This window comes from Blastococcus sp. SYSU D00868 (assembly GCF_054050575.1).
Genome location: NZ_JBJGZO010000006.1, coordinates 140,643 through 158,080 on the forward strand (window position 1 = coordinate 140,643; position 17,438 = coordinate 158,080).

General features: G+C 77.0%; 15 protein-coding genes. 8 read left to right on the forward strand and 7 right to left on the reverse strand.

The features are described 5' to 3' along the window. The first annotated feature begins 39 nt into the window (after window positions 1-39). Window positions 40-3,102 carry a preprotein translocase subunit SecA gene (gene secA, locus ACI79F_RS07695; protein ID WP_456544605.1) on the forward strand — a complete coding sequence of 1,021 codons (3,063 nt, stop codon included), beginning with the start codon at window positions 40-42 and terminating at the stop codon, window positions 3,100-3,102. A gap of 122 nt (window positions 3,103-3,224) precedes the next feature. On the opposite strand, the gene ACI79F_RS07700 is transcribed toward secA, so the two are convergent. Beyond that, a complete protein-coding gene (locus ACI79F_RS07700; protein WP_456544604.1) occupies window positions 3,225-3,581 on the reverse strand; it encodes an Rv3235 family protein in 357 nt (118 codons plus the stop codon). A 224-nt stretch (window positions 3,582-3,805) separates the two neighbouring features. Further along, on the reverse strand, window positions 3,806-4,648 hold the full coding sequence (locus tag ACI79F_RS07705) for a LysM peptidoglycan-binding domain-containing protein (RefSeq protein ID WP_456544603.1): 843 nt from the start codon (window positions 4,646-4,648) through the stop codon (window positions 3,806-3,808). A gap of 84 nt (window positions 4,649-4,732) precedes the next feature. On the opposite strand from ACI79F_RS07705, the gene ACI79F_RS07710 reads away from it, so the two are divergent. Then, window positions 4,733-5,299 carry a hypothetical protein gene (locus tag ACI79F_RS07710; protein WP_456544602.1) on the forward strand — a complete coding sequence of 189 codons (567 nt, stop codon included), beginning with the start codon at window positions 4,733-4,735 and terminating at the stop codon, window positions 5,297-5,299. Between the two features lie 27 nt (window positions 5,300-5,326). Here ACI79F_RS07710 and ACI79F_RS07715 read toward each other — a convergent pair whose 3' ends face one another. Continuing rightward, window positions 5,327-5,578: a helix-turn-helix domain-containing protein gene (locus ACI79F_RS07715; protein WP_456544601.1), complete on the reverse strand. Its 252-nt coding sequence runs from the start codon at window positions 5,576-5,578 to the stop codon at window positions 5,327-5,329. A gap of 263 nt (window positions 5,579-5,841) precedes the next feature. Between ACI79F_RS07715 and ACI79F_RS07720 the strand changes: the two genes are divergently transcribed. From ACI79F_RS07720 to ACI79F_RS07735, 4 genes are all read left to right on the forward strand, one after another. Beyond that, window positions 5,842-6,612 (forward strand): SAF domain-containing protein, encoded by a 771-nt coding sequence (locus tag ACI79F_RS07720; protein ID WP_456544600.1) that lies wholly within the window; start codon window positions 5,842-5,844, stop codon window positions 6,610-6,612. After that, complete coding sequence (locus tag ACI79F_RS07725; protein ID WP_456544599.1) at window positions 6,612-7,907, forward strand: AAA family ATPase; 1,296 nt, start codon at window positions 6,612-6,614, stop codon at window positions 7,905-7,907. Before ACI79F_RS07720 ends, ACI79F_RS07725 begins: the two co-directional genes overlap by 1 nt. A gap of 82 nt (window positions 7,908-7,989) precedes the next feature. Next, window positions 7,990-9,372 (forward strand): WS/DGAT/MGAT family O-acyltransferase, encoded by a 1,383-nt coding sequence (locus tag ACI79F_RS07730; protein WP_456544598.1) that lies wholly within the window; start codon window positions 7,990-7,992, stop codon window positions 9,370-9,372. A gap of 66 nt (window positions 9,373-9,438) precedes the next feature. Further along, a complete protein-coding gene (locus tag ACI79F_RS07735) occupies window positions 9,439-9,969 on the forward strand; it encodes a DUF6912 family protein (RefSeq protein ID WP_456544597.1) in 531 nt (176 codons plus the stop codon). A 38-nt stretch (window positions 9,970-10,007) separates the two neighbouring features. On the opposite strand, the gene ACI79F_RS07740 is transcribed toward ACI79F_RS07735, so the two are convergent. Next, window positions 10,008-14,192 carry an FtsK/SpoIIIE domain-containing protein gene (locus ACI79F_RS07740; protein ID WP_456544596.1) on the reverse strand — a complete coding sequence of 1,395 codons (4,185 nt, stop codon included), beginning with the start codon at window positions 14,190-14,192 and terminating at the stop codon, window positions 10,008-10,010. A gap of 150 nt (window positions 14,193-14,342) precedes the next feature. Between ACI79F_RS07740 and ACI79F_RS07745 the strand changes: the two genes are divergently transcribed. After that, window positions 14,343-14,636 carry a WXG100 family type VII secretion target gene (locus tag ACI79F_RS07745; protein ID WP_456544595.1) on the forward strand — a complete coding sequence of 98 codons (294 nt, stop codon included), beginning with the start codon at window positions 14,343-14,345 and terminating at the stop codon, window positions 14,634-14,636. A gap of 100 nt (window positions 14,637-14,736) precedes the next feature. On the opposite strand, the gene ACI79F_RS07750 is transcribed toward ACI79F_RS07745, so the two are convergent. Further along, window positions 14,737-15,684, reverse strand: a complete 948-nt coding sequence (locus tag ACI79F_RS07750) for an MFS transporter permease (RefSeq protein WP_456544594.1) — start codon at window positions 15,682-15,684, stop codon at window positions 14,737-14,739. Further along, window positions 15,681-16,169 (reverse strand): hypothetical protein, encoded by a 489-nt coding sequence (locus ACI79F_RS07755; RefSeq protein ID WP_456544593.1) that lies wholly within the window; start codon window positions 16,167-16,169, stop codon window positions 15,681-15,683. Before ACI79F_RS07755 ends, ACI79F_RS07750 begins: the two co-directional genes overlap by 4 nt. Window positions 16,170-16,304: 135 nt before the next feature. Here ACI79F_RS07755 and ACI79F_RS07760 point away from each other — a divergent pair, with 135 nt between their 5' ends. Next, window positions 16,305-16,811: a MaoC family dehydratase gene (locus tag ACI79F_RS07760; protein WP_456544592.1), complete on the forward strand. Its 507-nt coding sequence runs from the start codon at window positions 16,305-16,307 to the stop codon at window positions 16,809-16,811. A 91-nt stretch (window positions 16,812-16,902) separates the two neighbouring features. Here the strand turns inward: ACI79F_RS07760 and ACI79F_RS07765 are convergent, their stop codons facing one another. After that, window positions 16,903-17,409: an NUDIX domain-containing protein gene (locus tag ACI79F_RS07765; RefSeq protein ID WP_456544591.1), complete on the reverse strand. Its 507-nt coding sequence runs from the start codon at window positions 17,407-17,409 to the stop codon at window positions 16,903-16,905. Window positions 17,410-17,438: the final 29 nt, after the last annotated feature.

The following is a 17,438-nucleotide window of genomic DNA, read 5'->3' on the forward strand; positions in this document are numbered from 1 at the left end:
GATGACCGTGCACGCGGGCGGGCCGCCTACCCTGGGTGTGTGGTGTTCTCGAGAATCCTCCGTGCCGGCGAGGGCAAGATCCTGCGGCGACTGAACAGGATCGCCGACGCGGTCGAGTCGCTCGCCGACGACGTCGCCGACCTCACCGACGCGGAGCTGCGCGCCAAGACCGACGAGTTCAAGGAGCGCTACGCCGACGGGGAGACCCTCGACGAGCTGCTGCCGGAGGCGTTCGCCGTCGTCCGCGAGGCCGCCACCCGGACCCTGGGCCAGCGGCACTTCCGCGTCCAGATCATGGGCGGCGCGGCGCTGCACCTGGGGAACATCGCCGAGATGCGCACCGGTGAGGGCAAGACGCTCACCGGCGTCCTGCCCGCGTACCTCAACGCGCTCACCGGCGACGGCGTGCACGTCATCACGGTCAACGACTACCTGGCCAAGCGCGACGCCGAGTGGATGGGCCGGGTGCACCGCTTCCTCGGCCTGTCGGTGGGCACCATCCTGTCCGGCGAGCGGCCGGCGCACCGGCGCGAGCAGTACGCCTGCGACATCACCTACGGCACGAACAACGAGTTCGGCTTCGACTACCTGCGCGACAACATGGCGTGGAGCAAGGCCGACCTGGTCCAGCGCGGGCACCACTACGCGATCGTCGACGAGGTCGACTCGATCCTCATCGACGAGGCCCGGACGCCGCTGATCATCAGCGGCCCCGCCGAGTCCGCCGGCAAGTGGTACCAGGAGTTCGCGCGGATCGTCCCGATGATGAAGCGGGACGTGCACTACGAGGTGGAGGAGGCCAAGCGCACGGTCGCCGTCACCGAGGAGGGCGTCGAGTTCGTCGAGGACCAGCTCGGCATCGAGAACCTCTACGAGGCGGTCAACTCCCCGCTGATCAGCTACCTGAACAACGCGCTGAAGGCCAAGGAGCTCTACCACCGCGACCAGCAGTACATCGTCAGCAACGGCGAGGTGCTCATCGTCGACGAGTTCACCGGCCGCGTGCTGTCGGGCCGGCGCTACAACGAGGGCATGCACCAGGCCATCGAGGCCAAGGAGAAGGTGCAGATCAAGGACGAGAACCAGACCCTCGCCACGATCACGCTGCAGAACTACTTCCGGCTCTACGAGAAGCTGTCGGGGATGACCGGCACCGCCCAGACGGAGGCGGCCGAGCTCTCGCAGACCTACAAGCTGGGCGTCGTCCCGATCCCGACCAACCGGCCGATGGTGCGCATCGACCGCTCCGACGTCATCTACAAGACGGAGAAGGCCAAGCTCGAGGCGGTCGTCGACGACATCGCCGAGCGGCACGAGGCCGGCCAGCCGGTGCTCGTCGGCACCGCGAGCGTGGAGAAGTCGGAGCTGCTGTCGAAGTTCCTGCTGCGGCGCGGGATCCCGCACGAGGTGCTCAACGCCAAGAACCACGCGCGGGAGGCGCACATCGTCGCCCAGGCCGGGCGGCTGGGCGCGGTCACCGTGGCCACCAACATGGCCGGCCGCGGCACCGACATCCAGCTCGGCGGCAGCCCCGACTTCATCGCCGACGAGGACCTGCGCGCCCGCGGGCTGAACCCGACGGACACCCCGGAGGAGTACGAGGCCGCCTGGGACGACGCGCTGGCCGCGGCGAAGAAGCAGGTCGAGGACGAGCACGAGCAGGTCGTCGAGGCCGGCGGCCTGTACGTGCTCGGCACGGAGCGGCACGAGAGCCGCCGGATCGACAACCAGCTGCGCGGCCGTTCCGGCCGGCAGGGCGACCCGGGGGAGTCGCGGTTCTACCTCTCCCTCGGCGACGACCTGATGCGCCGGTTCAACGGCCCGATGCTCGAGTCGATGATGAACACCCTGCGGGTGCCCGACGACCAGCCGATCGAGTCGAAGATGGTCAGCCGCGCGATCCTGTCGGCGCAGACGCAGGTCGAGCAGCAGAACTTCGAGATCCGCAAGAACGTCCTCAAGTACGACGAGGTGCTCAACCGGCAGCGCACCGTCATCTACGACGAGCGGCGCAAGATCCTCGACGGCGAGGACCTGGCCGACCAGGTCCAGCACATGCTCGACGACGTCATCGGCGCCTACGTCGACGGCGCGACCGAGACCGGCTACGCCGAGGACTGGGACCTCGAGCAGCTGTGGACCGGCCTCAAGGCCCTGTACCCGGTCGGGCTGGACCGGCAGGAGCTGCTGGACCGGACGGCGGACGGCGAGCAGGCGTCGCTGTCGGCCGAGACGCTGCGCACCGAGCTGCTCGACGACGTGCACCGGGCCTACGACGAGCGCGAGGCGGGGCTCGGCGCGGAGGTCATGCGGGAGCTCGAGCGGCGGGTGCTGCTCAGCGTGCTCGACCGCAAGTGGCGCGAGCACCTCTACGAGATGGACTACCTGCGGGCCGGCATCCACCTGCGCGCGATGGCCAACCGCGACCCGGTCGTGGAGTACCAGCGCGAGGGCTTCGACATGTTCAACGCGATGCTCGACGGCATCAAGGAGGAGTCCGTCGGCTTCCTGTTCAACCTCGAGGTCAAGACCAAGGAGCAGCAGGACGAGGAGGCCCGGGCCAAGCAGGCCGAGGCCGAGGCCCGCGCCCTGGCCGCCGCCCAGGAGGGGACGGCGCGCGTGCTGGCCCGCCAGCAGGCCGCTGCCGCCGCCGCGGCGGGCAACGGCGCCGGCACCGCTCCCGCCGGCGCCCCGGGCGGCACCGCGCCGGGCCGGACCACCTCGACGACGCCGGCCGGCGCCGCGCCGGCGGCCCGCCGGTCCGGTGCCGGGGCGGGGCCGGGCAAGAAGACGGCGAAGCCGGCGGCGCCGGCGGCCCGCTCCGCGGCCGCGGCAGCTCCCGCCGCCGCTCCCGCCGCCGCGGAGGAGGAGGCCCCGTCGGGCACCGGGCCGCAGCTGGCGGTCAAGGGCCTCGACGAGCCGCGCCGCCAGGAGAACCTGACCTACTCGGCGCCCAGCCTCGACGCCTCGCCCAAGGAGAGCGGCTCGGCCAAGGCGGCGAAGACGGCGACGGTGACCGGGTCCAAGGAGCCGGCCCGCAACGCGCCGTGCCCCTGCGGCTCGGGCAAGAAGTACAAGTTCTGCCACGGGGCGGCGCACTAGCCCGCGCCGTTCCCCCACCGCGCCCCCGCCGGCTCCCCGCCGGCGGGGGCGCGGTCGTCTTGCCGGCCCGGCCCGGCCCGGCCCCGAAGCCGGGCCCGGTCCCGGGGCGGGCGGCGCGGCGCTCAGCCGATCTGCAGAGCGGTGCAGCGCCACCGGCCGTCGAGACCCTCGAGCCGGGCCGCCACGGCGTGCGCCCGGCCGGACCGGCGCGCCACGGCGCTGACCTCGGCGACGCCGTCCACCGGCTCGCACACGCGCACGGGCCCGAGGAGCACCGGGGCGGTGCCGCCGGAGCACCAGGCCGGCCGCCGTCCGCTGGTGAGGCCCGCGTAGAGGCCGGGCGCGGTCAGGGCCTGGACCTGGGCGAGCGGACGCAGGCCGGCCAGCCCCTCCAGCACGAGCGTGAACACCCGCCGTCCGGTGAGCGCCGGGTCGGGCAGGTCGCTCCGGCTGGACCAGGCCGGCCCGAAGTCGGCCATCCGCTGGTGCTTCTCCCGCGGGCGCGGGCCGGGCCGGTGCGGCGCCCGCGGGGGGAGGACTCCCAGGCGCACGAGGGGGAACGCCGGGTCCTCCGTCAGCGGCGGTTGCGGCGTGCGGACGACGGTCAGCCGGAACGTCCGCAGCGGGGGCGCCCCGGTCGGCGAGGCTGCCGGGGCAGCCGGACTCGTCGGGGCGGCGGCGGGTGCGGCGGACGGGGGCGCGGTCATTCGGGGCTCTCGCTTCCGGTCGGGGGGTGGGGGGAGGCCGGCGCGCGCAGCACCTGGCCGGGGAGCAGCAGGTCGGGGTCGGGGCCGACGACGTCCGCGTTGGCCGACCACCAGGCCTCGACGGCGCGGGCCACCTCGGCGGCGTCCGGCTCCCGCCCGCTCCGGGCGCGCAGGTCGGCCGCGGCGATCCGCCACAGCGAGTCGCCGCGCACGACGACGTGCTCGCCGGCGGCCGGCCAGTCCGGCACCGGACCGGCCGGTGCGGCGTCCGGGGCTGCGGTGTCCGGCACCGCGTCCGCGCCGGTCGACGGCGGGACGGTCGGGTCGGGTGGGACGGTCGCCTCGGGTGGGGTGGTCGGCTCGGGGGGAGTGGCCGGCTCGGGCGTGGCCTGAGCGGCCGGCCAGTCCGGTACCGGGGCGGCGTGCGCCGGCGACGCCACCGTGGCCGCGGCCACCGTGGCCGGCCGCTCGCCGGCGGGTGCGCAGGCCGTCAGGGCGGGCGCGCCCACCACCAGCCCGACGCCGAGGGCCGCGGCGGCCGTCGAGCGGACGGCGGCGGGCACGAGCAGCCGGCCGAGCGCGCGGGCCACCGCGCCGACCGCGCCGGGTGCCGCCGACAGGGCCGTGAGCAGCACCCCGAGCGCGCCCCAGCCCCAGACGAGCCAGGCCAGCGCCGCGGCCACCGCGGCCACCACCGTGTCGGCGCCCGCGGTGTCGACGAACGCCTGGGGGTCCCCGACGGCGAGCGCGGGGTCGGGCACCGCAGGGGTGAGCTCGGCGAGCACGGTCGCGACGGCGGCCAGCACGGCGGCCGTCGCGACCAGGCGGCGCAGCGTCATCGGTCCTCCTCGTGTCGACTCGTCTACTAGAGCAAGCAAACGACAGTAAACGCAAGGTATGTGCACACAGGTACGCTGCCGACCGTGCGGTGGCAGCGGTTGTTCGCCGATCTGCAGGCGGAACTGGAGGCGGCGGAGGTCGCCGAGGAGCGGTCGGAGGACGCCGCGCGGGCACGGCTGGAGGCCGGCGCCGTCCGGCTGGCGGAGCGGCTGGGCGGCGCGGTGGGCCGCGAGCTGGCGGTGCGCTGCCGCGGGGCGGGGGAGCTGCGCGGCGTGCTCGCCGAGGTCGGTGCGGGCTGGGCCCTGCTCGCCGAGGACGGTGGCCGCGAGCTGCTCGTCGCGCTGGCGACGGTGCGCACCGTGGCCGGCCTGGACCGGGCGACCGCCGTCCCGGCCGCGGGAGAGGTGGCGCAGCGGCTGGATCTGCGGTGGGCACTGCGGGGCCTGGCGCGCGACCGCAGTCCGGTGCAGGTGCTGCTGGACGACGGCGGTGCGCACACCGGCACGGTCGACCGGGTCGGGGCCGACTTCCTGGAGCTGGCCGAGCACGCGGCCGACGAGCCGCGGCGGGGCGGCGCCGTGCGCGGGGTGCGGGCGATCGCGACCGATGCGGTCGCCGCGGTGCGACGGCTGGCCCCGCGGCTGGACTAGGCGCAGCGGCCGGGGCCTGTCCCGGGGCTAGCTGCCCTCGGCCCCGGCGCGGGAGTCCTCGGCGTCGGGCTCGAGGTCGGGCACGTCACCGGCGCGGGCCTCGGCGTACCGCTGCTGGATGAAGCGCTCGAGCTCGTCGACCTCGACGCGCCACTGCCCGCGGCCGCCGATCTGGATCGCGATCAGTTCCTTGCGCCGGACGAGCGCGTACACCTGCCGCCAGGAGACGTTCAGGATCTCCGCCACGTCGGCGAGGGTCAGGAAGCGCGGTGTGGGCATCGGCGGTCTCTCATCCGGGGTCGGCGTCAGTGTGTCAGCCCTCCGGAGGCATCGGCTGCACCGTCCACACCCGAACGTGTGGACAACCGGTGCACGGGAACGCGCCCGTCCCGCATCATCTGCGTCCGACCGTCGCCACCCGGCGGCGGGCGGCGAGCGCAGGAGGCGGTACCAACCGCCGGGAACGGACGGAGGCGGCGGCGGTGACCGACGTGCGGACGGCCCCACCCCCGCCTGCGCCGGGGGCCCCGGCGACCGTGCGCGTGCGCGGGCCGGTGCCCCGGCGGGTGCGCGCGCCGCGGTGGCTGGACCTGCGGCTCGTGCTCGGTGTGCTGCTCGTGCTCGTCTCGGTGCTGCTGGGCGCGCGGGTGGTGGGGGCCGCGGACACGACCGTGCCGGTGTGGGCGGCCTCCGGTGACCTCGCCGCCGGGACGGTGCTGTCGGCCGGTGACCTGGTGACCGTCGACGTCCGGCTCGACGTCGCGGCCGACCGGTACCTCGCCACCAGCACCCGGCCCGAGGGGCGCACCCTGGCCCGGGCCGTGCGCGACGGGGAGCTGCTGCCCCGGTCGGCGCTGGAGGACGTGCCCGAACTGGTGCAAGTCGCGCTGCCGGTGCAGGCCGGGTACGTGCCGCCGGGACTGACCCGCGGCCAGGTGGTGGACGTGTACGCGGTCGCCGACCCCGCCGCGGGCGCGGCCGGCACGGCGGACGGGGAGGTCGCCCTGGTCGTCGGGACGGCGCCGGTGCAGGCCATGTCCGGCCGCACGGACGGCGTGCTGTCCAGCGCGGCCACGACCGTGCAGGTGGTCGTGTCGGTCGAGGCGGACGACGCCGACCGCGTCCTCGCCGCGATCGGGGGCCGGCCCCTGGTCGTGGTGGTGCACGGGTCGGTCGACACCGCGCCGCCGTCGGCGGGGTCCGTGCCCTCCGCCGCGCCGGCATCCGCCGGCGCGGGAGGGTCGCCCGGGACCGCGGCTCCGTCCTCCGCGACCGCGCCCTCGTCGTCGCAGCCCGCGGGGCCGACGTCCTGATGGCGCTGCAGGTCTTCACCGCCGTCACGGGGGCGGCCTGGGAGTCCGCGCTCGTCGGGGCCCTCGACCGCGCCGACCACGGCGTCACGGTCGTGCGGCGCTGCGTGGACGTGTCGGAGCTCCTCGCCGCCGCGGCCACCGGGACCGGGCACGCCGCGCTGCTCTCGGCCGACCTGCGCCGGCTCGACGGCGACGCGATCGCCCGGCTGGCCGCCGCCGGGGTGGCGGTCGTCGGTCTGGTGGAGCCCGGGGACGAGCGGGCCGCGGCGCGGTTGCAGGCCCTGGGCGTGCTGCGGGTGCTGCCGGCCGACGCGGCCCCCGAGGAGATCGCGCAGGCCCTGCGCGACGCGGTGGCCGGGGGACCGCCCGCCGGTCGGGACGTCGCCGACCCCCGGGCGGCGCTGCCGGGGGCCCGCCTGCCGGAGGAGGCCGGCGACCGGGCCGGCGGGACGGGCCTGGTCCTCGCGGTCTGGGGTCCGACCGGCGCGCCGGGCCGGACGACGGTCGCCGTCGGCCTGGCCGACGAGGCCGCGCGGCTGGGCGTGGAGACGCTGCTGGTGGACGCCGACGTGTACGGCGGGGTCGTCGCCCAGGTGCTGGGCCTGCTGGACGAGTCGCCCGGCCTGGCCGCCGCCGCGCGGCGGGCCGCGACCGGCAGCCTGGACGAGACGACGCTGCGGCGGCTGGCGTGGGAGGTGCGGCCGGGCCTCGGGGTGCTGACCGGCCTGGCCCGGGCCGACCGCTGGCCGGAGCTGCGCCCCTCGGCGGTGGTGCGGGTGCTGGAGGAGGCGCGCCGGCTGGCCGAGCTGACCGTCGTCGACTGCGGTTTCAGCCTGGAGGAGGACGAGGAGCTGTCCTTCGACACGGCGGCTCCCCGGCGCAACGGCGCGACCCTCGCGGTGCTCGAGACAGCGGACGTCGTCGTCTGCGTGGGCGGCGCCGACCCGGTCGCGCTGCAGCGCTGCATCCGGGCGCTCGGCGACCTGCGCGACGCCCTGCCCGACGTGGAGCCGTTGCTCGTGGTCAACCAGGTGCGCCGCGGCCCGGTCCCGGGCGACCCGCGGCGGGAGATCGCCGACGCCGTCGACCGGTTCGCGGGGCGCGACGTCGACGTCTTCCTGCCGGCCGACCGCCGGGCGACCGACGCGGCGCTCGCGTCGGGCCGGACGCTGGCCGAGGTGGCGCCGGGCGCGGCGCTGCGGGAGGCGCTGCGGGAGCTGGCCGTCCGGGTCACCGGCGTCCCCGTCCGGGAGGTCCGGCGGGGCCGGCCGCGGCTGCGGCGGGCAGCGGGTTGAGCCGCGTCCCCGAGCGGCCTGGAGCCGTGCGGGCAGCGCGCCGGCGGTGCGTAGCCTGGGCCGCCCGACGGAGAGGGAGTCGATGCTGGAGCGCCTGACGACGATCGACGCGTCGTTCCTCTACCTGGAGGACCCGGACGCCCCGATGCACGTCGCCGGGGTCCTGCTGCTGGAGCCGCCACCCGGCGGGCTGGACGCGATCGCGGCGCTCGTCGAGGCCCGCCTGCCGCTCGTGCCGCGCTACCGGCAGCGGGTGCTGGAGGTGCCCGGCCGGCTCGCCGACCCGGTGTGGGCCGACGACCCCGACTTCGACGTGGCCTATCACGTGCGGCAGTCGGCGCTGCCCCGGCCGGGCACCGAGGAGCAGCTGCTCGACCTCGTCTCCCGGCTGACCTCCCGTCCCCTGGACCCCCGCCGGCCGCTGTGGGAGCTGTACCTGGTGGAGGGCCTCTCCGAGGGCCGGGTCGCGGTGATCACCAAGACCCACCCGGCGCTGGTCGACGGGCTCGGCGCCGTCGACATCGCCCAGGTGCTGCTCGATGCCTCCCCGGACGCCCCCGTGCCGGAGACCGAGCCGTGGCGGCCGCGCCGGCTGCCCAGCGGCACCGAGCTGCTGCGGACGGCGCTCGCGGAGTACGTGCAGCGCCCCTCGGCGGCCGTGTCGACCCTGGGGTCCGCGGTCACCGACGCCCGCGCGACGGTGGCCCGGCTCGGCGGGGCGGCCTCGGGCCTCGTGCGGGCGGCGCGGTCGGCGGTCTTCCCCGCGCCGAACAGCCCCCTGAACGCCACGCGGGGGCGCCAGCGGCGGGTGGCGATCGCCCGCGCCGACCTCGAGGACCTCAAGGCCGTGCGGCGGGCCCACGGCGGCACGGTCAACGACGTCCTGCTGACCGTGGTCACCGGCGCCCTGCGCGACTGGCTCCTCTCCCGGGGGGTGGCCGTCGTCGCCTCGACGTCCGTGCGCGCGCTGGTGCCGGTGTCGGTCCAGGAGGACGAGCAGGAGGCGCCGGGGAACCGGGTGGCCAGCTACCTGGTCGACCTCCCGGTGGGCGAGCCCAACCCCCGGGTCCGGCTGGCGCGGCTGAGCTACGCGATGCGCGGCGTCGCCAGCTCCGGCCGGTCGGTCGGCGCCGACACGCTCATCGCGCTGACCGGCTTCGCTCCGCCGACGCTGCACGCGCTCGGAGCCCGGGCGGCCCGCGGGCTGTCCCGGCGCATGTTCAACCTGGTCATCACCAACGTGCCCGGCCCGCAGCTGCCGCTGTACGCGGCCGGCGCGCGGATGCTCGAGGTCTTCCCGGTGGTGCCACTGGTCCGCGGGCAGGGCCTGTCGATCGGGATGACGAGCTACGACGGGCGGGTGTACGTGTGCCTGAACGCCGACCGGGACACCGTCGGCGACGTCGACCTGCTGGCCGACCTGATCGAGCAGGAGACGGCGGAGCTGGTCGAGGCCTCGCGCTGAGCCCGGCGGTCCGGCGGCTCCCGCGGGGCCGGGCGCGGCGGCCGGGATACCGTCGTCGCTCCACCGATGGAGGGAGCCACCCGGGTGCGCGTGTACCTGCCGGCGACGACGACGGTCCTGCGGACGCTCGTGGACGAGGGCCGGCTCCCCGGACCCCACACGGCCTTCGCCGTCACCGAGGTGCTGCGGCAGCACTACGCGGTCAGCGACGCGGAGGCCGACACCGAGGAGCTGGAGTACGCGGCGCTGCTGGCCGCCGCCCGCGCGAGCCTGCGCCTGCTCGACGTCGACCCGCTGGCGGCGCGGCGGCGAGCGGTGGTGGCCGCCGACGTGGCCGACGGCTCGGTCACCCCCCTCGACGAGCCGCACATCGAGGCGGGAGCCGTGCGGGTGACCACCGACATCGCGCTGCGGGACGTGGCCAGCGTCCACGTCGACGGTGCCGACGCCGAGAGCGACGTCCGGGCCGCGGTCGCGGTGGTGCTCGAGGCCGACCTCGGCAGCGACGACGCCCAGTTCGTGGTGGACCAGGCCGAGGGCAACGAGCTCGCCTGGTACGCGTCGCAGGAGATCGGCCCGCTGCTCGACCTGCTCTGAACCCGGCGGACCCGGCGGACCGGGCGCGCCGAGCGGGCTCACGGCTGCTCCCCGCGGACGCGCCGGGCGGCGACCTGGACCCGGCGTGGCACCCCCGCGTCGACCAGCCAGCCCGAGCCCGGCCGGGCCGGCACGGGCGTGCGCGGGAGACGGATGCCGAGCAGATCGGCGTCCCCGGGTCCGGGGCACAGGAGCAGCCCGCTCCGCCGGCGACGCAGCGCCGCCACCGGGCCGCGGAAGACGGTGGACAGGTCCGCGGCCGAGCCGGCGACGACGGTCACGACGCCGTCGGGCGGGCTCGCGCCCAGCGCGGCGACGACGGGTGCCTCGGCGACGTCGGCGTGGTCGTCGACGGTCACGACCCCCGGCCGGCCCGCCAGGTGGCTCGTCCAGGCCGCCCACCCCTCGGTGTCGGTCGCCTCGACGACCGTGACGCCGGCCGGTGACGCGCAGCCGGCCCCGGCTCGCCGGCCGGTGACGCGCAGCACCGGGACGTCCGCGGCGAGCAGGTGCGCGGTCACCGCGTCCAGCGTGGCCGAGCGACCGCTCCCGGGCGGTCCCGCCACGAGCAGCCCACCGGCGCGGAGCAGGTCCACGAGCAGGACGTCGCCCTCGTCGCCCCCGGGCCCGAGCGGCACGGCGCGCAGCGCCTCGCCCGGGTCGCCCCCGACCGGCAGGGGGAGCCGGGGGTCGGGCTCGAGGTCGGGGATCCGCAGCGCGGCCGACGCCGGCCGCGGGCCTGCCGGTCCCGGGCCCGTGGGCTGCGCGGCGCGGGGCAGGGCCCGGGGCAGCGCCAGCTGGCACTCCCAGGTGGCCTCGCCGACCAGTGCCCGGCCGGGCGGCCGGTGTCCAGGGACCGCGCGGGCGGGGATGCCGGCCACGCCGTAGTCGGCGCGGTCGGGCATGGGTAGCACCAGCCGGGTGCCGACGGCGGCGGCCGGCCGGCTCCCCGGCACGGCCCGGTCGGCCGTGAGCAGGCAGGTCAGGCCCGCCGCTCCGCCGTCCCGGACCAGGCGCAGCAGCGCGGCGGACCCCCGGGTGGGATCGGCCTCGTCCAGTTGCGCCGACAGCGACTCCAGGCCGTCGGCCAGCAGCAGCAGCCGGGGCGTGGATCGGCCGGACGCCCGGCGGGCCGCCACCTCCGCGGCGAGCCGGTCGACCAGGCGCGTGGTGCGCAGCGGGTCGTCCGCGCCGACCGCGGTGCCGGTGTGCGGCAGCCCGGCGGCGGCCGCCGCGAGGGCGCCGCCGCCGTGGTCGAGCACGTGCACGTGCAGCTCGTCGGGGGGTGCAGCGCCGACCGCCTCGGCGAGCACGGTGCGCAGGAACGTGCTCCGACCGCTGCCCGGACCGCCCACGACCAGCCACCCGCCACCGCGCCCGAGGTCGACGGTCAGCACCTCCTGGCCCTGGGTGTCCGGCCGGTCGACCAGCCCCACCGCGAGCACCGGTCCCGTTCCCGCGGCGGCCGACGGGACGGCGAGGTCCGCGGCGGCCAGCCGGTCGGGCAGGGGAGGGCACCACGGGCGGTGCGGCCGCCGCTCGCCGGCCCGTTCGGCACGCCGCCGCAGCGCCGCCGTCACCGCGGCCAGGTCCGTCCGTCCCGCGGCGCGCGCGGGTCCGCGGGACGCGGCACGGGGCCACTCCCACCGCCGGACCCGCGGGCGGTCCGGCGCATGCGGGGCGCGTCCGGCCACGCGGGCGACCTGGACGAGCACCGGTGCCGCCGCTCCGATCCGCAGATACGCGCGGCCGGGCCGGTCGACCGGCAGCGCGGCGGCCGCGCCGGTGCCCAGCACGTCCCGGGAGTCGGACTCGTCGGTGGTGCGCAGGCACAGCCGCAGGCTGCAGTTGGCGCGGATCTCCGGGGAGACCACCCCGGCGGGACGCTGCGTGGCCAGGACCAGGTGCACCCCCAGCGACCGGCCGCGCTGCGCGATGGCCACCAGCCCGGGCACGAAGTCGGGGAACTCCTCGACCAGGCCGGCGAACTCGTCGACGACGATCACCAGCCGCGCCAGGTCGACGTCCTCGGGCAGCGCCGCGACGTCGGCGACCCCGGCCGCGGCCAGCACGGCCTCCCGGCGGGCCAGTTCCGCGCCCAGCGAGCGCAGGGCGCGCGCCGTGGTCCGGGCGTCCAGGTCGGTCACCACCCCCACCGTGTGCGGCAGTTCCGCGGCCTCGGCGAACGCCGCCCCGCCCTTGTAGTCGACCAGCAGGAAGGAGCACCGGTCCGGCGGGTGCGCCAGGGCCAGGCCGGCGATCAGCGACTGCAACAGCTCGGACTTGCCCGCTCCGGTGGTGCCCGCGACGAGCGCGTGGGGGCCGTCCCGGCACAGGTCCACCGCGACCGCCCCCTCGGCCGAGGCGCCCAGGACCGCCACGAGATCGTCCCGTCGTCTCGACCAGCCGTCCGCCGGGTCCGCGCCCGGACGCACGCGCAGCCCGGCCGGGAGCAGGTCCAGCAGGCGGACCGTCGCGGGCAGGTCCTCTGCGCCGGTGGCCGCGGTGCCCAGCGGTGCCAGGTCGCGGGCGAGGGTCACGGCGGCGGGGCGGGACAGCTGGTCCACGACCAGCTCGCGGGCCGGGGAGCCGGTGACCTCCAGCCGCGCCTGGCCCGTCTCGCCGGTCACGTGCAGGACCGCGGCCGGCCGCTCCCGGGTCGGGCCGGCCGTCGTCAGCGTCACCACCCCGTTCGCCCGGGCACGCCGCAGGGCCGCCGCGAGCTGCGGGCCGGGCGGGCGGTCGAGCACGACGACCAGCCAGGGAGGGACGGTGCCGCCGGCTCTGCCGTGGCCGGACGCGACCGTCGCGTGCGACCGGCGGCCGATGGCCGCGTCCAGCCAGGACAGGTCGGGTCTTTCGTCGATCTCGCCCGAGAGCGCGACCCGCACGTCCGCGGGATCGACGTGCGGCAGCCAGCGTGACCAGGCCCAGTCCGGCAGCCCATCCGGCGTCGTGAGCACCGCGACGCCCAGATCAGCAGCGGGGAGCAGGGCGCAGGTCTGGGCGAGCACCGCCGCCACCACACCGAGCGCCGGCCGGCGCGGTGCGACGACGGCGAGCCCGCCGGTGGCGGCCAGGTCGACGCAGACGGGCAGGTCGCCGCACGGCTCCGGTGTCCTCGAGCCGTCGGGCTCGATCCGGACGACGCGGGTGGCGCCGGGGCCGCGGCCCAGCCGGACCACGAGCGCGTCGGGGTCTTCCCGGCGCCGCGTCCACAGGGGCGCGGCGCGGCGCCGGGCCGCGGCGGTGAGGCGTCCGAGGTCCGGCGGATCGGCCTCCGCCGCCCGGCGTTCGGCGCGCACAGCCTCGCTCAGCCGGGACCGGGCCTCGGCGACCTGCTCGGCGTGCGCCGCCGCGTCGCGCCGGCTCGTCCGGCGGCCGCTCCACCGGTCGCCCAGCCACGAGCCCAGGGCCACCACCGGGCTGAGCAGGGCGAAGAACAGGAAGGTCGGGGAGGCGAACCACCACGCGGCCAGCGCCCCCGCCGCGGCCGGGACCGCGATCGCGACCCAGGCGAGCCGCCGCCGCGCGGGCTCGGCGGGCTCGGCGGGGAACCGCACCTCCACCTCCTGGCGGGGCGGGCGCCGGGCGGCGACCGGGTGCACCAGCGTGCGACCGCCGGGCGCCGGCCGGTCGGCGAGCCGGACACCGCCGGGCCCCCGCACGGTGAGCGCGGAGGCGCCGATCCGCAGCACCGCGCCCTCGCTCCACTCGGTCGGCTCGGCACCGAGGACGCCGCCGTCGAGACGGCTCCCGTTGGCCGATCCGGCGTCCCGGACGGTGACCCTGCCGCCGCCGACCTCGACGACGAGGTGCCGGCGGGAGACGCCGGGGTCGTCGAGGGAGACGTCGGCGCCGCCGCCGCGGCCGACCACGCGCTGCCCGCCGTGGAGGGGGACGGAGAGGCCGGCGTCCGGCCCGCCGACCACCTCCAGGGACAGGGCGCTCGCGGCCGCCGCCGGTCGAGCGCGCGGCCCGGGGCGGTCGAGCCCGAGCACGGCGCCGTGCGCGAGGGCCGCCGAGCCCAGCTCGGTCGCCGCGTCCAGCGGCGTCGAGCCGCTGTACAGCCGCGGCTCGGAGGAGTCGACGACCGGGGCCAGGGCCTCGAGGACCGTGCCCAGGCACGCGCCGTCGGCGGCGGACACCTCGACGTCGAGGGCGCCGGAGGGCCGCACGAGGGTCCAGCGACGGGTCCGGGCCGGCTCGGGGGTGGCGCTCACGCCGGGATCGTGTGCCGACCCGGCCCGCGGCGGTCGGCCGGCAGCGGATCTGTGGACGCAGGCCCCGCCTGTGGACGGCGGAGCCCGTCCGGCGGGACGCGGCCCTACCGTTCGCCGCCACCGGGAGGGACCCGGACGCGAGGAGGACACGTGAAGGTCGACATCGCCACGCTGCAGTCGATGGCGGGGCAGTGCAGGGCAGAGGCAGCGGAGACGACGGCGCGCCAGGCGACGCTGTCGAGCAGCGTGAACACCTCGGTGCTCGACGGCTGGACCGACAGCCAGGCCGCGCTCCGCTTCACGGAGCTGTACGAGCAGTGGCGGCTGGCCGCCCAGGGTGTGGCCGACGCACTGACCGGCATGGGCGCGCTCCTGGCCGGGGTCGCCGACTCCTACCAGCAGCACGAGGCCGAGATGGCCGCCCGGATCGGGGCGCTGCTCTGAGCGGGGCGCGCGAGGGCCGGGCGGTCCGCGGCCCGTCAGCCGCCGGACGGCGACGGGGCGCGACGGCCGGGCCCGCCGCCGCGCCCTCCGCGCCGGCGGGTCAGGGCGCGGCGGCGGCCGCAGCCGGGGCGACGGGGCGACGGCTCCGCCCCAGCAGCCGGCTGCGCAGCTCCGGCGCGCGCTCCCACGGCAGGATCGACAGGACGGCGATGCAGTGCGGCAGGAAGACGATGGTCACGCCGGCGTAGACCATCAGGTGGAAGCCGATGAGGAAGGCCACCAGGGCGATCCGCGCCCGGTCCCGCCAGACCAGCAGCATCAGCGGCGCCAGGGCCTCGAGCACGATCATCGCCCACTGCATCGCCTCGAGCAGCCATGGGAAGTCCAGCGTCCAGTCCGACAGCGGGGTGCCGCGGCGGATGACGGCCCGCGCGAGGGTCGCGCCGGTGGGCCAGTCCCAGCCGCCGAAGCGGATCTTCGCCCAGGCGGCCAGGAAGTAGGTGAGCATCACGGTGACCAGCACCGCGGCCATGGCGAACCCCGCGGCCTCCGAGCGCCGCCGGTCCCGCCAGCGGGCGACGCCCACGGTGGGCAGCACGGCCAGCAGCACCAGGAAGGCGATGCGGTCGTGGTCCACCTTCCCGTAGCTCATCGCGATGACCATCCACTCGAAGTAGAGGAGGAACACCGCGGTGCCCAGCAGGCGGGGCGCCCGTCCCGTCGCCGCCGCCAGCGCCGTGAGTAGCAGCGCCCACTGCACGACCGTGACCACCGTGTGCGTCGGCGTGGGCAGGTGCAGCAGCCGGCCGACGGTCAGCGGCGCGTACCACTCCGGCGGCACGTCGGCGTGCGCTCTGACCCAGGCGGTGGTCAACCAGACGTCGACCCAGATGAAGAGGTAGGCGATGGTGCGCACGACCGCGATGCGGCTCAGGGGCACGGGCCGGAACCACCAGCCGCCGGTCAGCGGGAAGGGCCGGCGCCCGGCGCCGGTGGCGTCGGAGCCGGCGGCGGGGACGGCGGAGGACGGGGTCTCGGGCCGGCTCACGGGGTCAGCTCCAGGTCGTGGTCGACGACGACGGTGTCGGTGTACTCGCCGGTGCGCTGGCCGTCGACGAGTTCGAAGCGCCGGTGGACGACCTGGACCTCCACCAGGGGCTCGGCGTCGGGGTGCCGTTCGGCGTAGGTCTCGGCGAGCAGGCCGAGCAGCTCGGGGTGCTCCTGCATCCGGGGGAGCTGTCCCTCGAACTCGGCCCGGCGGAGGCCGACCGCTCCGCCGGACAGGCGCACCTCCTCGCCGTCCGCGGTGAGCCCCACCACGCGGGTGGAGACGACGGGGGCGTTCGGGTCGGCGCGGGTCGAGTACATGCGGAAGGGCCCGAAGGGGAAGTCTGCGTCGTCCCCCCAGACGGTCCCGGTCATGACCACCGCGAACACCAGGGCGGTGACGGCCAGTCGCACCCAGCGCGAGGCGCGGGGGAGCCGGACCACGTCCGTGCCGGTGGTGCCCTCGGCCGTGGAGAGCTCAGACACCCGAGCATCGTAGGATCGGCGCCCGTCCAGACGGGTCACCGACGCGTGCGTGGGCACAGCACCCGGGCCCACCCGGCGGCGGTGCGTCCCGCGCGTCCCGGTGCCCACAACAGCAACGACGCCGGGAGCCATCACATGCAGTTCGGTCGGTACTACGAGGAGTTCGAGGTCGGGGCGGTCTACAAGCACTGGCCCGGCAAGACGGTCACCGAGTACGACGACCACCTGTTCTGCCTGATCACGATGAACCACCACCCGCTGCACCTGGACACGCACTACGCGGGGGAGACGACCGACTTCGGCAAGAACGTCGTCGTCGGCAACTACATCTACTCACTGCTGCTGGGCATGAGCGTCCCGGACGTCTCCGGCAAGGCCATCGCCAACCTGGAGATCGAGTCGCTGCGGCACGTGGCGCCGACCTTCCACGGCGACACCATCTACGGCGAGACGACCGTCCTGGACAAGACCGAGTCGAAGTCGAAGGACGACCGCGGCGTCGTGTACGTCGAGACCATCGGCTACAAGCAGGACGGCACCGTCGTGTGCGTCTTCCGGCGCAAGGTCATGGTGCCCAAGCGCAGCTACGGCGAGGCGCGCGGCGGCGAGCAGCCCGGCCGTCCGGAGCCCCGCCCGCGCTGAGCCGCCCGTGCTGAGCTGCCCGTGCTGAGCTGCCCGCGCTGAGTCGCCGGCGGGGGAGCGGCGTCAGCGGGCCTCCGGCGGCCGAGCCGCGTCAGCAGGGCAGCACGCCCCAGCGGCCGAGGTGCTCGAGCAGCCCGTCGGTGCAGGTGAGCTCCGCCAGTGCTGCGGCGTCGGCGAAGGTGACCGCGTCGGCGTCGTCGCCGGCCACCGGCACGGCGTCCGGGTGGAGCAGCGTGCAGGCCAGGTCCGCGACGTCGTAGACGACGCCCGGCCCGGGGATGCGAATCCGGCCGAGGACCGCGCCGGCCCGCACCGCCAGGCCGGTCTCCTCCCGCACCTCGCGCTCGACCGCGGCCGCCGGCGACTCACCCGGCTCGACCCGGCCGCCGGGCACCGACCACCGCCCGCGGCCGGGCTCGGTGCCCCGCCGGATCAGCAGCAACCGCCCCGCGGCATCGTGCACGACCGCCCCGACGCAGGCCACCACCGCCGGCACCGGGGTGCCGTCGGCCGCCTCCGCCTTCGCGCCGGCGGCCGGCGGGCCGTCGCCCGGCCCCGCGCTGGCGGCCGGCGCGGCGGGGTCCTGCTCGGCGGGCACCTCCGCGACGCTACGCCGAGGTGGGCCCG

Bases quoted from the DNA above. Each gene is read 5' to 3' on its own strand.
- ACI79F_RS07760 (WP_456544592.1), top strand. From the start codon at position 16,305: ATGCAGTTCGGTCGGTACTACGAGGAGTTCGAGGTCGGGGCGGTCTAC.
- ACI79F_RS07735 (WP_456544597.1), top strand. From the start codon at position 9,439: ATGGAGGGAGCCACCCGGGTGCGCGTGTACCTGCCGGCGACGACGACG.
- ACI79F_RS07700 (WP_456544604.1), bottom strand. From the start codon at position 3,581: ATGGCCGACTTCGGGCCGGCCTGGTCCAGCCGGAGCGACCTGCCCGAC.
- ACI79F_RS07715 (WP_456544601.1), bottom strand. From the start codon at position 5,578: ATGCCCACACCGCGCTTCCTGACCCTCGCCGACGTGGCGGAGATCCTG.
- ACI79F_RS07725 (WP_456544599.1), top strand. From the start codon at position 6,612: ATGGCGCTGCAGGTCTTCACCGCCGTCACGGGGGCGGCCTGGGAGTCC.
- ACI79F_RS07705 (WP_456544603.1), bottom strand. From the start codon at position 4,648: ATGACGCTGCGCCGCCTGGTCGCGACGGCCGCCGTGCTGGCCGCCGTC.
- ACI79F_RS07730 (WP_456544598.1), top strand. From the start codon at position 7,990: ATGCTGGAGCGCCTGACGACGATCGACGCGTCGTTCCTCTACCTGGAG.